This window comes from Polaribacter pectinis (assembly GCF_014352875.1).
Lineage (GTDB): Bacteria > Bacteroidota > Bacteroidia > Flavobacteriales > Flavobacteriaceae > Polaribacter > Polaribacter pectinis.
Genome location: NZ_CP060695.1, coordinates 1,184,411 through 1,200,696, shown reverse-complemented (window position 1 = coordinate 1,200,696; position 16,286 = coordinate 1,184,411). Strand labels below are relative to the sequence as shown.

Sequence of the window (16,286 nt, the reverse complement as noted above, 5' to 3'; positions counted from 1 at the left end):
AATTTTATAAGGATTCTTTAAAGGTTAAAATTTTCCTAAATAAGAAGTAAAACCTAATCTTAATTTGTATCTTCAAATTATAAAACATTTTTTTTGAAAAAAACTATTCTCTTTTTTATTTTACTTTTTTTTATTCAAATTGCAAATGCGCAATCTGAATTTAAAATTTTTGGTTCAGATAGCAACCACGAGCAAATTAGTTTTAAACTCATAAATAATTTAATTGTAATTCCTATTGAAATAAATGGAGATAAACTTTCATTTATATTAGATACAGGTGTTAATAAAACCATCCTTTTTAATTTAACTAAAAATGATAGTGTTGGACTTTTAAATACAAAAAAAGTGAGTTTACGCGGTTTGGGAAAAGGAAAAGCTGTAGATGCTTTATTATCTAGGAACAACACTTTTAAAATTAAAAATATTGTTAGCAGCAATGAATCTCTATATGTTATTTTAAAAGATTATTTTGATTTATCTAGCAAAATGGGAACAACTATTCATGGAATTATTGGGTATAGCCTATTAAAAGATTTTGTCGTTAGAATAAATTATAAGACCAAGAAAATTGATTTTTATAATCCAGATACCTATACGTATTCTAAATGTAGAAAATGTGAAACGATTCCGCTATTGTTTTATAGAAAAAAACCATTTGTAAATGCAATGGTTCAATTAGATACAATTGGCAATAAAATGACAGAAGTTAAAATGCTAATTGATTCTGGTGGTAGTGATGCTTTGTGGTTATTTGAAAATTCTAAAGAAAATATAAAAACACCAAAACGTTTTTTTAATGATATATTAGGTGAAGGTTTAAGTGGAACAATTTTTGGAAATAGAAGCAGAATACCTCAATTCAAAATAGGAGAATTCGAAATTGAAAATCCTACAGTTTCTTTTTTAGATTCAGCATCTACACACAATGCAAGAAAATTTAAACAACGCAATGGTAGTATTGGAGGTAATATTTTAAAAAGGTTTAAAGTTTGGATAGATTACCCAAATAAAAAACTTGTACTAAAAAAGAATGGTTCTTTTAAAAATGGATTTAATTATAACATGAGTGGTTTGGATGTTGTTTATCACGGTAGACAGCTTGTTAAAGAAAAAGTGTCTCAAGTATTTAAAACACCTTATGACAGAAGCACAAGTGATAGAAATTCTGTTTCCTTTGTTACTAGATATACTTTTAACTTTAAACCTGCCTATATAATTAGAAAAGTATTACAAAACTCTGCTGCAGACAAAGTTGGTTTAATGCAAGGAGATATTATTTTAAGTCTTAATGGGAAACCTTCCCATGAATTTACTTTAAATGATATTATTAATAGGTTTCAAGAAAAAGACAGAAAGAAAATTAGAATTACTGTTAGAAGAAATGGCGAAAAAATAAAATTTGAATTTCGTTTAGAAAAGAAAATCTAATTATCTTCAGAAAGTAAACTTTTTTCTTTTGCAAGAAAAATTTCTTTGGAAACAAAACCTTTAATTTTTAGAGCTTTTGTAGATGTTTTAGCATTTGAGAAAATAGTAATTTGTTTAGAAAAACCTCCTGGTCTTTTTGTATCGTAAGAAACTTTTATTTCTCCTTTTTCTCCAGGCATAATTGGTTGTTCTGGTTTTTTTGGAACTGTACAACCACAAGAAGATTGAATGTTTTTTATAATTAACGGAGCATCACCAATATTTGTAAAAACAAAAATACGCTCGCCATTAGAGCCTTTAGCTATTTTGCCATAATCGATTGTTTCTTTTTCGAATTTAAATTCTTGAGAATTAATTGAAAATGTAATAAAAAGTGCGATTACTAAAGTTCCGAATGTTTTCATAACTAAAATTTTATAGTGTAAAATTAAGACTAATAATTTGTTTTAAAAAATCAACTACTAATTTTCTCTTCATAATAGATAATTGTATTTTTGCCAACTATATATCAAAAATTATTCCAAAGTATGACAATTCCATCTAAATATGATGCAAGCCAAGTAGAAGACAAATGGTACGATTACTGGATGAAAAATAATTATTTTCATTCAACGCCAGATGAAAGAGAGCCTTACACCATTGTAATTCCGCCACCAAACGTAACTGGAGTTTTACATATGGGACACATGTTGAATAATACCATTCAAGATGTGTTAATTAGACGTGCACGTTTATTAGGTAAAAATGCTTGTTGGGTTCCTGGAACAGATCATGCATCTATTGCAACAGAAGCAAAAGTAGTTGCCAAATTAAAAGAGCAAGGAATTAGCAAAAGCGATTTAACAAGAGAAGAGTTTTTGCAACATGCTTTCGATTGGAAAGATGAATATGGAGGAATCATTTTAGATCAATTAAAAAAGTTAGGTGCCTCTTGCGACTGGGAAAGAACTGCTTTTACAATGGATCCAGAAATGTCTGAATCTGTAATTAAAGTTTTTGTCGATTTATACAACAAAGGCTTAATTTATAGAGGTTACAGAATGGTAAACTGGGATCCTGAAGCAAAAACAACACTTTCAGATGAAGAAGTAATTCACGAAGAAAGACAAGGAAACTTGTACTATTTAGAATATAAAATTGAAGGTTCAGACGATACTTTAACAATTGCTACAACAAGACCAGAAACTATTTTTGGAGATACGGCAATTTGTATCAACCCAAATGACGAGCGTTTTACACATTTAAAAGGAAAGAAAGCAATTGTACCTTTATGTGGTAGAATTATTCCAATAATTGAAGATGAATATGTAGATGTAGAGTTTGGTACAGGTTGTTTAAAAGTAACGCCTGCGCATGATGAAAATGATAAAAATTTAGGAGATAAGCATAAATTAGAAGTAATAGATATTTTTAATGATGATGCTTCTTTAAATTCATTCGGATTACATTATCAAGGAAAAGACAGATTTGTAGTAAGAAAAGAAATATCAAAAGAATTAGAAGAAAAAGGCTTTTTAGTGAAGACTGAAGTTCATACCAATAAAGTAGGAACATCAGAAAGAACAAAGGCAGTTATAGAACCAAGATTATCCGATCAATGGTTTTTAAAGATGAAAGATCTTGCACAACCAGCAATTGATGCTGTTTTAGGAGAAGATGCTGAAATCAATTTATATCCAAAAAAGTTCGAAAACACATACCGTCATTGGATGGAAAATGTGCGTGATTGGAATATTTCTCGTCAACTTTGGTGGGGACAACAAATTCCTGCATATTTTTATGGAGATGGAAAAGAAGATTTTGTTGTTGCAGAAAATAGAGAAGAAGCTTTTAAATTAGTTCAAGAAAAATTTGCAACCACTTCTAAAATTGTAGAAATCAAGATAGAAGATTTAAGACAAGATGAAGATGCATTAGATACTTGGTTTTCTTCTTGGTTATGGCCAATGTCTGTTTTCGACGGAATTAGAAATCCAGAAAACGAAGAAATTAAATACTATTATCCAACAAACGATTTAGTTACAGGACCAGATATTTTATTTTTCTGGGTGGCAAGAATGATTGTTGCAGGATATGAATATAAAGATGAAAAACCTTTTAATAATGTGTATTTAACTGGTTTAGTTAGAGATAAACAAAGACGTAAAATGTCTAAATCTTTAGGTAATTCGCCAGATGCACTAGGTTTAATTAAAGATTATGGAGCAGATGGAGTAAGAGTTGGGTTGTTGTTAAGTTCTGCAGCTGGAAACGATTTAATGTTCGACGAAGATTTATGTCAGCAAGGAAAAGGATTTGCTAACAAAATTTGGAATGCTTTCCGTTTGATAAAAGGTTGGGAAGTAGATGCAAGTTTGCCACAACCAGAAACTTCTAAAATAGGTTTAGAATGGTATGAAGCGAAGTTTCAAAAAGCGTTAGCAGAAATTGAAGATCATTTTTCTAAATATAGATTATCAGACGCTTTAATGGCAATTTATAAATTGATAAATGACGATTTTTCTTCTTGGTTATTAGAGATTGTAAAACCAGCATATCAACAACCAATAGATAAAACAACGTTTGATGCAATTATTGAAGTTTTAGAAAATAACTTGAAAGTATTGCACCCATTTATGCCATTTTTAACAGAAGAAATTTGGCAATATATTGCAGATAGATCTACAGAAGAAGCGTTAATAATTGCAAAATATCCAACAATTAAAGATTTTAATGAGGATATTATTACAGATTTTGAATTTGCAACAGATGTAGTTTCTGGAATTAGAACCATTAGAAAAGATAAAAATATTTCTTTTAAAGATGCTGTTGAATTATTTGTAATAGATAATGATAAATCTTCTAAAGATTTTGATGCTGTTATTCAGAAATTAACAAACACATCAACTATTAATTATGTTGCAGAAAAAGTAGAAGGTGCTTCATTTAGAGTAAAATCTAACGAATATTTTGTACCAATTTCTATTGAAAATATAGATGTAGAAGCAGAAGTGAAGAAATTAGAAGCAGAATTAAAAAGAGCAGAAGGTTTCTTATTCGGAATTACAAAGAAGTTATCTAATGAGCGTTTTGTAAATAATGCACCAGAAAAAGTGCTAGAATTAGAACGTAAAAAAGAAGCAGATACTTTAGCAAAGATAGAAACTATAAAAAGTAGTTTAAATTCTTTAAAATAAAATTATTTTTTTTAAATAGTATAAGTCCATAAAAACTACTGTTTTATGGGCTTTTTTGTTTTTTAAAAGTAAAAAAAATAAGTTTTTCTAAAATAAATATAATTTTTTGGTAGGGTTTTTTAAAGTTGAGTTGTTCTAATTATAATAGAGTATAATTTAATAACAAAAAATGACCGTTAAATGGTTATTTAACTTAAACTAATTAATTATGAAAAACCTTATTATTCCAGTTGTAGCATTATCCTTAATTGCAACCTCATGTGTGTCAAAGAAAAAATATGCTGCTTTAGAAAGTCAGTATAAAGACACTAAAGGAAACCTTCAAAAAACTACTTTAGAAAAAGAAGAATTAGAAAGTAAGTTTGCAAAAATTGAAAGTAGAGTTGCAAATTATAATGAAAAAATTAATTCTCTAAAAAGTGATAATGTTGCTTTACAGAATGAGAATGACGTTAAATTAGATATGGTAGGTAATGCTGCAGTAATTTCTAATAAAACCCGTGAGAGTATGAGAGAAACTTTATCTAAAGTAGATCCAGCTCTTTTGGCAGAAGCAAAAACTTTAAAAGATTCTTTAAACTTGGCTATTTCTTACAACTTAAAAAGTAAGATGAATACAGAAGATTTAAATAATTCTGATGACATAAATATAGACATAGATCAAACTGTTGTTATGATTTCTGTTTCAGATAAATTATTATTTAATACAACAAGTTACAGAGTTAAAAAAGGCGCTTTTAAATTAATTGAAAAATTAGCAAACGTAATTAAATCTGAACCAAGTATGGATGTTATGATTGAAGGTCACACAGATTCTAGAACAATTAATAATGTAACAGTACAAGATAATTGGGATTTAAGTGTAAAAAGAGCAACGTCTATTGTAAGACTTTTAGAAAATAAATACAACGTAGATGGAAGCCAATTAATTGCTTCTGGTAGAGGTTCTACTATGCCATTGGTAGAAAATACGTCTTCAGAAAACAGAGCTAAAAACAGAAGAACAAGAATTGTGATTCTTCCTAATTTAGATAAATTCTTTGCATTATTAGCAAATGAAAAGCCTTTAGAACAATAATTTAAAATTATTACAACATAAAAAGTTCCTTTAAAAGGAGCTTTTTATGTTATAATAATGCATTTTCTTATTAAAGAATGGATTAAAAAATCTTCAAATGTTTCAATTATAAAAATATAACTATATTTATCTAATCTCAAAAAACAGAAAACTACCTATGAAAAAATTTATTTTACCATTATCAATAATTTTATTAGTAGCAACTTCATGTGTTTCTAAAAAGAAGTATTCAGAATTGAAAACAAAATATTCTGAAACGAAAGGAAATTTACAGAAATTAGAACTAAAATTTGACAAAATAGATAGGAGAGTAGAAATTTACAATGAAAAGATAAATTCTCTAAAAGGAGACAATGCAAATCTAGAAAAAGAAAACGCATTAAAGTTAGATATGTTAAATGACAATGTTGTTATTTCTAAAGAAGGAAGAGCATTAATGAATAAAACTTTATCTAAAATTGATCCTAAAAAATTAGCATCAGCAAAGACTTTAAAAGATTCTATGAATTTGGCAGTTTCTTATAATATTGTAAGAAAGACTCTCGGAAAAACCGAATTTAATAATTCTGATGACATAGATATTAATATAGAACAAACTCTAGTAATGATTTCAGTTTCCGATAAACTGCTTTTTAATTCTGGAAGTTATAAAGTTAAAAACAGTGCTTTAGAGTTAATAACAAAATTGGCAGACATTATTGAGTCTGAACCAAGTATAGATGTTATGATTGAAGGTCATACAGATTCTAAAACCATTAGTAATATTGCTGTTGAAGATAATTGGGATTTAAGTGTAAAAAGAGCAACTTCTATTGTTAGACTTTTACAAAACAAGTTTAATATTGATGGAAGCAGACTAATAGCTTCAGGTAGAGGAGATACACAGCCTTTGTACCCAAATACAAGTAATGAAAATAGAGCAAAAAATAGAAGAACAAGAATTGTAATTTTACCTAATTTAAATAAGTTTTTTGCATTATTAGCAGAAGATGGAATTATTGAAAAAGACTAATTTATTCTTGATTATTCAATATAAAAAAGCTCCTAATTAGGAGCTTTTTTTTTTTTACTATATAATTTAAAATTGACTTTACAAGTATATTTAAGAATCAGTGATTTTATTTATTTTTAATAACTCACTTTCTGTAAATGTTGTGTTTTTTATGGCTTTAACACTATCTAAAATTTGTTCTGTTTTACTTGCACCAATTAAAACAGAAGTAATTCTATCATCCTTTAAAATCCAAGAAATTGCCATTTGTGCCAAATTCTGATTTCTATTTTTTGCAATTTCATTTAATGCTTTAATTTTAGGAAGCATTTCCATCACTTTTTCTGTATTTAAAAAAGGACTGTCTTTTATAGCTCTAGAATCTTTTGGCAAGCCAGTTATGTATTTACCTGTCAACATTCCTTGTGCTAAAGGCGAAAAACAAATGGCTCCAACTCCAGAATTTCCTAATAAATCTAACAAACCATTTTCAATCCATTTATCAAACAAACTATATCTTGGTTGATGAATTAAACAAGGTGTCCCTAAACCTTTTAAAATTTTAAATGCTTTTTCCGCTTCTTCTGGCTGATAATTAGAACAATGCTTTTCCTTGTCTAACCATTAGATCTAAAGTACCCATAGTTTCTTCTAAAGGCGTATCATTATCTGGTCTATGATGATAAAAAATATCCACATAATCCAAGTCCATTCTTTTTAAACTTTGGTCTAAACTAGAAACCAAATATTTTTTAGAACCCAAATCTCCATAAGGTCCAGGCCACATTCCATAACCTGCTTTTGTAGAAATAACCAATTCATCTCTATAAGAACTAAAATCCTTTTTTAAAATCTTTCCAAAATTCTTTTCAGCAGAACCAGGAGGAGGACCGTAATTATTTGCCAAATCGAAATGTGTAATTCCGTTATCGAATGCGCATTTTAAAAGTTTTCTTGAATTTTTAAAATTGTCAACATCTCCAAAGTTATGCCATAGACCCAAAGAAATTTCAGGTAATAATAAACCACTATTTCCTGTTCTTCTGTATTTCATTTTTTCATAGCGATTTTCATCTGCTACAAACTTGCTTTTTTTACTCATAAAAATTAGTTTAAAGCTTCTTTTAAAATAGTAATTGGGTGTTTTGCAATACGTTTTGTTCCATCAAAAATTTGATGTCTACAACTTGTTCCAGCAGCAACAATTTCTGTTTCTATTGGTGTGTTTCTAACTTTTGGAAACAACGTATCTTCACCAACTTGCATAGAAATATCATAATGTTCTTTTTCATAACCAAAAGAACCTGCCATTCCACAACAACCTGAATTTATAATTGTTACAGAGTAGTTTTTTGGAAGATTTAAGATTTGAAAACTTGCATGTGTTCCAGACAATGCTTTTTGATGACAATGTCCATGAATTTTTAAAGTTTTAGATGCTGAAGTAAAAAGAGAAGTATCTAAATTACCTTTTTCTAATTCTTTGGCTAAAAACTCTTCAAAAGTAAAGACATTTTTAGCAATTTTTTCTGCGGCTTTTTTATCATCTGCTAAACGAATATATTCATCTCTAAAAGTTAAAATTGCTGAAGGTTCTATTCCAATTAACGGAGTTTCTTCTGTAATAATATCTTTAAATATTTCTACATTTAAATTACAAACTGCTTTTGCTTCTTTTAAAAAACCTTTAGAAATAAAGCTTCTTCCAGATTCTTCGTGATTTACAATTTGTAAATTATAGCCTAATTTTTCTAACAAGTCGAAAGTATCTTTTCCAATTTCAACATCATAAAAGTTTGTAAATTCATCACAAAATAAATAAACAACTCTTTTGTTTTTAGATATTGGTTGTTTTTTACTCCACTTTTTTAAAGTTTTTGAAGCCAATTTTGGCACACTTCTTTTCTGTGCAATTCCCATTGCAGCTTTTGCAAATGGTGTACTTAAAATAGCGTTTGTTAAAGCAGGAACAATGCTTCCTAATTTGTTGTATTTTACATTATTAGCAAATAATTTGCTTCTAAAAGAATAGCCGTTTGTTTCTTGATATTGATATAAAAACTCGGCTTTCATAGTAGCAATATCAACATTACTTGGGCATTCAGAAGCACACGCTTTACAGCTTAAACACAAATCGAAAACTTCTTTTAATTCTTTGTGATTAAATTTATTTGCTTCATCGGAATTTGTTAGAAACTCACGCAATGTATTTGCTCTTGCTCTTGTGGTGTCTTTTTCATCTTTTGTAGCTCTATAACTTGGGCACATGGTTCCTCCAGCTTCCACAGGTTTTCTACAATCTCCAGAACCGTTACATTTTTCTGCAAGTTTTAAAATTCCTTCGCTATCAGAAAAATCTTGAATGGTTTTTATTTTTGGTTCAATTCTATCCACTTCATAACGTAGATTTTCATCCATGGCAAAAGCATCTGTAATTTTCCCTTTGTTGAAGACATTATTAGGGTCAAAAGCCTTTTTAATTCTTCTTAATAATTGATAATTTTCTTCACCAATCATTAATGGAATAAATTCTGCACGTACAATTCCATCTCCATGTTCTCCAGAAAAAGAACCTTTGTATTTTTTTACTAATTCCGCAGTTTCGGTGGTTATTTTTCTGAATAAAACAACATTTGCTTTCTTCTTCAAATTCAAAATCGGACGTAAGTGCAATTCTCCAGCTCCAGCATGGGCATAATAAATTGCGTCTTGCTGATACTTATCCATAATTTTGGTAAATTCTTCAATATAATTTGGCAAATCTTCTAAAGCCACAGCTGTATCTTCAATACAAGCAACCGCTTTCATATCGCCAACCATATTTCCTAAAGCTCCTAAACCTGCTTTTCTTAAATAATGAACTTTCGCAATATCTTTTCCATATACTTTAGGATGATGATATCCGAAATTGTTTTTTTCTAAATCTGCAATCAATTTATCAGCCAATAATTCTGCTTCTGGCAATGTATTTGCAGAAACTTCTAACATTAAAACTGCTTCTGGATTTCCTTGTAAAAAGAACCTATTTTTAGCTAATTCTCTATTGTTTTTAGTACAATCTAAAATGGCTTTGTCCATCAATTCACAATTGTATAAATTATGATTCATGGCAGTTAACGTCGCAATTAAACTCTCGTTAATACTTGTAAAATGAGAACAAACCATAATACTTTCAGTAGGAGGTAAGTCGTCTAATTGTAAAGTAATTGAAGTTGAGAAAGCTAATGTTCCTTCACTTCCTGATAAGAACTTTGCCACATTTATGGTTGGTTCTGTACCGCCAAATAAATCTGATTTTAAAAACTCATCAACTGCATAGCCTGTATTTCTTCTATGAATTTCTGGTTTCGGAAATTCTTTTTTAATTTCATTTTGTGCAGAATCGTAAATTAATTCCGAATAAATACTTTTATAAATTTGTCCTTCTAAAGTCTCTAATTTTGTTTTTTCTAGAAACTCATCCGAAGTTATTTCTTTAAATATTGCTGAAGAGCCATCACTCAAAATAGCTTCAATTTCCAATACTTTATCACGAGTTACTCCGTATTTTATAGAAGTACTTCCAGAAGAATTATTACCCACCATTCCACCAATCATACATCTGTTAGAAGTTGATGTATTTGGGCCAAAGAATAAGCCAAAAGGTTTTAAGTACACATTTAAAGAATCTCTTACAATTCCTGGTTCTAATTTTATGGTTTTCGCTTTTTCATCAAAATGAAGCGTTTTTGTAAAATGTTTAGAAACATCTACCACAATTCCATCTCCAACACATTGTCCTGCCAATGAAGTTCCTGCAGTTCTTGGTATTAAAGTGATTTTATTTTCGGTTGCAAAGGCAATTAATGTTTTAAGGTCTTTTACATCTTTTGGAAACGCAACTGCCAAAGGAATTTTTCTATACACAGAAGCATCTGTTGCATATAATGTTTTGTGTAAATTATCGAATAAAACATCACCAGAAAGTGAGTTGTGTAAAGCTTCTAAAGTAGTATTCTGAATCATTTGTAATTGAAAAAGTATCTAATTACAAATATCTGAATAATATTTCCATTAATACTGAATAGCGCTTGAGTTTCTAAATTTTTGTGGATTTGTTAAATTATAAAAGAGTAATTTTAGATTATCAGTAAATAATGCTATTATTTAAGATAAAATTCAAAGAAACATTTAAACAAATAATGTTTTTAATAAATTTAAACCATTTCTTTTTCTTGTTTTAACTGTTCCCATAGGAATGTTTAATTCTTCTGAAACTTCTTTTTGAGTAAAACCTTCAAAATAGATTAAGTTTAATATGTTCTTTATTTTCGGTTCTAAATTAGACACCATATTTTTTAAACCGATAGTATTAGTAGTAGAATTTGAATCTATATTACACATAAAACTATTTAGAAAATCTTCTGAACTAACATTTTTTTTGTTGTTTTTATAAGATTTAGATCTTATTTTATCAATAGTTGTGTTTTTAGCAATGTTAAGTAGCCAAGTAAAAAATCTCCCTTTTTTATTTGAATATTTTTCAGAATTGTTCCAAGCTTTTATAAATACATCTTGAGTTAAATCATTTGCAATTTCAGTATCTTTTATCATATTAAAAATAACACCATATATACTCTTATGGTACATGCTATATAATTCTTCAAAAGCAAGATGGTCTTTGCTTTTAAAATTCTTTACTAAAATTTCTAATTCTATCATCAAGTCAATTTATTACTTAAGACGAAATTACTTTTAAACAAAAAGCATCAATGCCTCATATAAATTATATTTTAACGCTATTAAGCAAGACTTTAATAAATAGTTGCATCTTATATATTATTTTTTAAATGTAAGGTTAGATAGCATTCTCAATCAGTTGAAGAATTTTAATTTCAATATCCATTGCTATAATTCTATTAATAATGATTTATGATTAGTTTTTCTTTGGGTCTGAAAATAAATATCCCTTTTAATTACAAAAAACTTAAATCAATGTTAAAGTCTAAAATAGAACATTTTTGAATTCATATATTTGTTAGATAACCAAACTTTACTTGAATGAAAAAACTATTTGTACTTTTCTTATTTATATCCATTTCTATTTCTGCACAAAAAGTGGATTTATCTTATTATTTACCTAAAGATGTAACTTATAATAAAAACATTCCAACACCAAAATCTGTCATAGGTCATGAAGTAGGTGAGTGGCATATTACACACGATAAATTGGCTGAGTATATGAAAGTTTTAGCTGCTTCATCAAATAGAATTTCTATAGAAAATAGAGGGAAAACGTTTGAAGACAGACCTTTATTATTACTGACGATTACTTCACCTAAAAATCATCAAAATTTAGAAAGTATTCGTAAAAATCATGTTGATGCTACAAATAGTTCTGCTGATGTTTCTAACAATAAAATTGTGGTATATCAAGGTTTTTCCATTCATGGAAATGAGCCAAGTGGATCGAATGCAGCCTTGGCTGTAGCTTATTATTTAGCAGCTGCAGAAGGAAGTGAAATCGATAATTTATTAGAAAACACGGTTATTCTATTTGATCCTTCTTTTAATCCTGATGGTTTGCAACGTTTTGCATATTGGGCAAATACGAACCGAAGTAAAAACATAAATCCCGATCCTAATGATCGTGAATATTCAGAGATTTGGCCAAAAGGAAGAACTAATCATTATCAATTTGATATGAACAGAGATTGGTTGCCAGTACAATTGCCAGAAAGTCGCGCAAGAATTGCAAGTTTTCATAAATGGATGCCAAATATTTTAACGGATCATCATGAAATGGGAAGCAATTCGAGTTTCTTTTTTCAACCTGGAATACCAAGTAGAACAAATCCTTTGACTCCACAAATGAATCAAGATTTAACCAAAGAAATTGCCACTTATCATGCAAAAGCTTTGGATAAAATAGGTTCTTTATATTATTCTGAAGAAAGTTTTGACGATTTCTATTATGGAAAAGGTTCTACCTTCCCAGATATTAATGGAAGTATTGGAATTTTATTTGAGCAAGCAAGTTCAAGAGGTCATGCACAAGAAACTGTAAATGGTATTTTAACGTTCCCTTTTACGATTAGAAATCAGTTTACAGCAGCATTATCTACATTAGAAGCTGCCAGAAAAATGAGAGTTAAAATTTTGCAATATCAGCAAGATTTTTACAAAGAATCTAGAAGCGGATTTTCAAATAAAGCAATTGTTTTTGGTGATGAAAAAGATGCTGCCAAAAGTTATCATTTAGCCGAAGTTTTAAAACGTCATCAAGTGAAAATTCACGATGTAAAGTCAGATTTTACTCAAAATGGCAAAACATTTAAAAAAGGATACAGCTATGTAGTTCCAATGAATCAGAAGAACCAACGTCTAGTAAAAGCGATGTTCGATGTTCGTAAAACTTTTAAGGATAGTTTGTTTTATGATGTTTCTGCATGGACTTTTAACCATTCTTTTGGTGTTGATTATGCTGAAAATATTTCACTTTCGAAAGCTGGAAATGAAATTGCAGATTTAAAAATGAAAACAGGAACTGTTTCATTTAAAAGTGATTATGGATATTTAATGCCTTGGAATGAATATTATGCTCCAAAAGCTTTAAACGCCATTTTACAAAAAGGCTTAAGTGCAAAAGTTTCGATGAAAAACTTTAATAATGGTGGCAATTCTTACGATTATGGAACGATTTTTATTCCTGTTCAGAATCAAAAATTGAATGCTTTAGAAATGTATCAATTTTTACAAAAAACGGCAGAGGAAAGTCATGTTTCTATAAATGGAGTTCAAACCGGTTTAAATGACGGAATTGATTTAGGTTCGAATAATTTTAGTTCAATTGACAAACCAAAAGTGGCAATGTTGGTTGGAGATGGAATTGCAGGAAACGATTCTGGAGAAATCTGGCACCTATTAGACCAACGTTTCGATATGGCTTTAACACGTTTAGATATGAGATACTTTTCGAGAGTAGATATTAGTAAATATTCTGCAATTGTAGTTCCAAGTAGTTATAGTTTAGGCAAATCTGCTGAAGAAAAATTAAGAACTTGGGTACAAAATGGCGGAATTTTAATTGGTTATAAAAATACTGCAAGATGGTTGGAAAGTAAAAAGTTTATCAATTTAGAATTTGATAAAACAAAGATCGATACTATTAAAGATGTTTCTTTTGAAAACAAAGGCTTACAATCTGGTGCACAGTATATTGGTGGTGCAATTTTTGAAGCTAAAACAGACAGGTCTCATCCTATTAATTTTGGTTATAAGAATGATAAAATTGCGTTATTTAGAAATTCAACAATCTTTATAAAAGCGGACAAAAAGAGTTATAACAATCCTATTCAGTATACTTCAAATCCTTTATTAAGTGGTTATATTTCGAAAGAAAATGCAAAAGTAATTAAGAATACAGTTCCTTTTAAAGTACAAAGAATGGGAAGAGGAAAAGTATTAGTTTTTACTGACAATACAAACTTTAGAGCCTTTTGGTATGGAACTAACAAGTTGTTAATGAATGCAATTTTCTTTGGGGATAAAATGTAATTATAAACATTATTATTTAAAATTTAAAATCCCACTTTTGTGGGATTTTTTTATGTTTTTGACAATTTATATACCTTTAAATAATTATCATCAAACTTTTTTATTCATTTTCCTTATTATCTTTGGTTGAAGAAATGCTTTCACATCAATCAACTATTTTATGAAATTCAACCAACTCTCATTAATTTTATTCACAGGAATTTTTATCACTTTTAATTCCTGTCAGCAAAAGGAAAAAACTGCCGAAAAAACGAAACCAAATATCATTGTCATTTTAGCTGATGATATGGGTTTTTCTGATATCGGAAGTTATGGAGGGGAAATAGAGACACCGAATTTAGATGCTTTGGCAAATAACGGAATTCGCTACACACAGTTTTACAATACTTCTAGATGTTGCCCAACAAGAGCATCTTTATTAACGGGTTTATATCCACACCAAACTGGTTTGGGTTGGATGACAAAAGTAGATTTAGGAAACCCAGGTTACACTGCAGAATTAAATAATAATTGTGTTACGATTGGAGAAGCATTGAAAAATTCTGGCTATTCTACCTACGTTTCTGGAAAATGGCATGTAAATAAAGATGATGAAAGTGCCCAAGATAGTCCAAACCACAATTGGCCTTTACAAAGAGGTTTTGATGGTTTTTTCGGAATTCTAAAAGGTGCCTCCGATTATTTCAATCCTGATAATTTATACGATGGAAATACGCACATTCAGCCAGATGAAAATTTTTATTTTACAGATGCTGTAAACGATGCTTCTTCTAATTTTATTGAAAAGCATATGGAGGAAAAGGTCAATCCGTTTTTTATGTATGTTGCTCACATTGCACCTCATTGGCCAATTCAAGCAAAGCCAGAAGACATCAAAAAATACCAAGGAAAATATATGGAAGGTTGGGATGTTTTACGAAAAAAACGTTACGATAAAATGAAAGAATTAGGAGTAATTGGCGAAAACGTAAAACTTTCTGAAAAAGACAAAGATATTGCAGATTGGAATTCACTTTCCGAAGATGAAAAGATTGATATGGACAAACGAATGGCCATTTATGCAGCGCAAATCGATTGTATGGATCAAGGAATTGGACGTATTATTTCAACTTTAAAAAAGCACAATCAATTAGATAATACCTTAATACTTTTTCTTTCTGATAATGGTGGATGTTTACAGCCAGTTTCTAGAGGAGAAAGTAAAGAATTGGCAGATTTAGGAACCGAAAAATCTTTTGAAAGTTACAGAAAAGCGTGGGCAAACGTGAGTAATACACCTTTTAGAAATTATAAGAAATGGGAACACGAAGGTGGCGTTTCAACTCCTTTAATTGCACATTGGCCAAAAGGAATCAAAGAAAAAGGAGCGTTAAAAAATCAAATGGGACATGTTATCGATTTTATGCCAACTATTTTAGAATTAGCAGAAGTTGAATATCCTAAAACATACAAAGAAAATAATATTACACCTTTAGAAGGAGAGAGTTTAGTAGCTACTTTTAATGGGGATAAGGTTCACGATAGAGCTATATATTTTGAACACACAGGAGCAAGAGGGATGAGAGATGGAGATTGGAAATTGGTTTCTTTAAATATGCAAGAATACCCGTATTTTAAAGATTGGGAATTGTATAATTTAAAGGATGATAGATCTGAAACTAAAAATTTAGCTTCACAATATCCAGAAAGAATCGAGCAATTAAGTAAAAAATGGTATGCTTGGGCAGAAAGAACAAATGTATTACCAATTGACGGACGTGGATGGTATCAAAAAATAAACTTTCCAAATGGAGTAAAAACACCAGAAAGTAAGTAATCAAAAGATTTTATTGTAACAAAAGCAGACTTTAATCGTCTTTATAGTATACCAACCAAAGTTATATTATGAGTATTTTTAGAGTCTTTTTTGCTATTTTCTTTCCACCACTTTCTGTTATAGATAAAGGTTGTGGATCTTTTGTAATTATTTTTTTACTAACACTTTGTGGCTGGATTCCAGGAGTAATTGGAGCGTTGGTTATTTTGAATAATCCGAAGAACTAAAAAGTTTAAAGTTTAAAATTTAAAATTGAGATTT

General features: G+C 29.2%; 10 protein-coding genes and 1 pseudogene. 7 read left to right on the top strand and 4 right to left on the bottom strand.

All coding sequences use genetic code 11. The features are described 5' to 3' along the window. The first annotated feature begins 93 nt into the window (after positions 1 to 93). Positions 94 to 1,428 (top strand): aspartyl protease family protein, encoded by a 1,335-nt coding sequence (locus H9W90_RS05620; protein WP_187483475.1) that lies wholly within the window; start codon positions 94 to 96, stop codon positions 1,426 to 1,428. Here the strand turns inward: H9W90_RS05620 and H9W90_RS05615 are convergent. After that, positions 1,425 to 1,832 carry a DUF1573 domain-containing protein gene (locus H9W90_RS05615; RefSeq protein ID WP_187483474.1) on the bottom strand — a complete coding sequence of 136 codons (408 nt, stop codon included), beginning with the start codon at positions 1,830 to 1,832 and terminating at the stop codon, positions 1,425 to 1,427. The two genes, H9W90_RS05620 and H9W90_RS05615, sit on opposite strands and share 4 nt — an antisense overlap. Positions 1,833 to 1,955: 123 nt before the next feature. On the opposite strand from H9W90_RS05615, the gene H9W90_RS05610 reads away from it, so the two are divergent. From H9W90_RS05610 to H9W90_RS05600, 3 genes are all read left to right on the top strand, one after another. After that, positions 1,956 to 4,604: a valine--tRNA ligase gene (locus tag H9W90_RS05610; RefSeq protein ID WP_187483473.1), complete on the top strand. Its 2,649-nt coding sequence runs from the start codon at positions 1,956 to 1,958 to the stop codon at positions 4,602 to 4,604. A gap of 208 nt (positions 4,605 to 4,812) precedes the next feature. Further along, on the top strand, positions 4,813 to 5,682 hold the full coding sequence (locus H9W90_RS05605) for an OmpA/MotB family protein (RefSeq protein ID WP_187483472.1): 870 nt from the start codon (positions 4,813 to 4,815) through the stop codon (positions 5,680 to 5,682). A gap of 157 nt (positions 5,683 to 5,839) precedes the next feature. Further along, positions 5,840 to 6,694: an OmpA/MotB family protein gene (locus H9W90_RS05600; protein ID WP_187483471.1), complete on the top strand. Its 855-nt coding sequence runs from the start codon at positions 5,840 to 5,842 to the stop codon at positions 6,692 to 6,694. Positions 6,695 to 6,784: 90 nt separating this feature from the next. Here the strand turns inward: H9W90_RS05600 and H9W90_RS05595 are convergent. From H9W90_RS05595 to H9W90_RS05585, 3 genes and pseudogenes are all read right to left on the bottom strand, one after another. Then, a pseudogene (locus H9W90_RS05595) lies at positions 6,785 to 7,775 on the bottom strand (aldo/keto reductase). Between the two features lie 5 nt (positions 7,776 to 7,780). Then, entirely contained in the window at positions 7,781 to 10,678 is a 2,898-nt protein-coding gene (locus H9W90_RS05590) for an FAD-binding and (Fe-S)-binding domain-containing protein (protein WP_187483470.1), read from the bottom strand. A gap of 165 nt (positions 10,679 to 10,843) precedes the next feature. Then, positions 10,844 to 11,374 (bottom strand): RNA polymerase sigma factor, encoded by a 531-nt coding sequence (locus H9W90_RS05585; protein WP_367890066.1) that lies wholly within the window; start codon positions 11,372 to 11,374, stop codon positions 10,844 to 10,846. A gap of 339 nt (positions 11,375 to 11,713) precedes the next feature. Between H9W90_RS05585 and H9W90_RS05580 the strand changes: the two genes are divergently transcribed. From H9W90_RS05580 to H9W90_RS05570, 3 genes are all read left to right on the top strand, one after another. After that, positions 11,714 to 14,209, top strand: a complete 2,496-nt coding sequence (locus tag H9W90_RS05580; protein WP_187483469.1) for a M14 family metallopeptidase — start codon at positions 11,714 to 11,716, stop codon at positions 14,207 to 14,209. 160 nt (positions 14,210 to 14,369) lie between these two features. After that, complete coding sequence (locus tag H9W90_RS05575; protein WP_187483468.1) at positions 14,370 to 16,025, top strand: arylsulfatase; 1,656 nt, start codon at positions 14,370 to 14,372, stop codon at positions 16,023 to 16,025. A gap of 68 nt (positions 16,026 to 16,093) precedes the next feature. Then, complete coding sequence (locus H9W90_RS05570) at positions 16,094 to 16,252, top strand: YqaE/Pmp3 family membrane protein (protein ID WP_088355109.1); 159 nt, start codon at positions 16,094 to 16,096, stop codon at positions 16,250 to 16,252. Positions 16,253 to 16,286 lie beyond the last annotated feature (34 nt).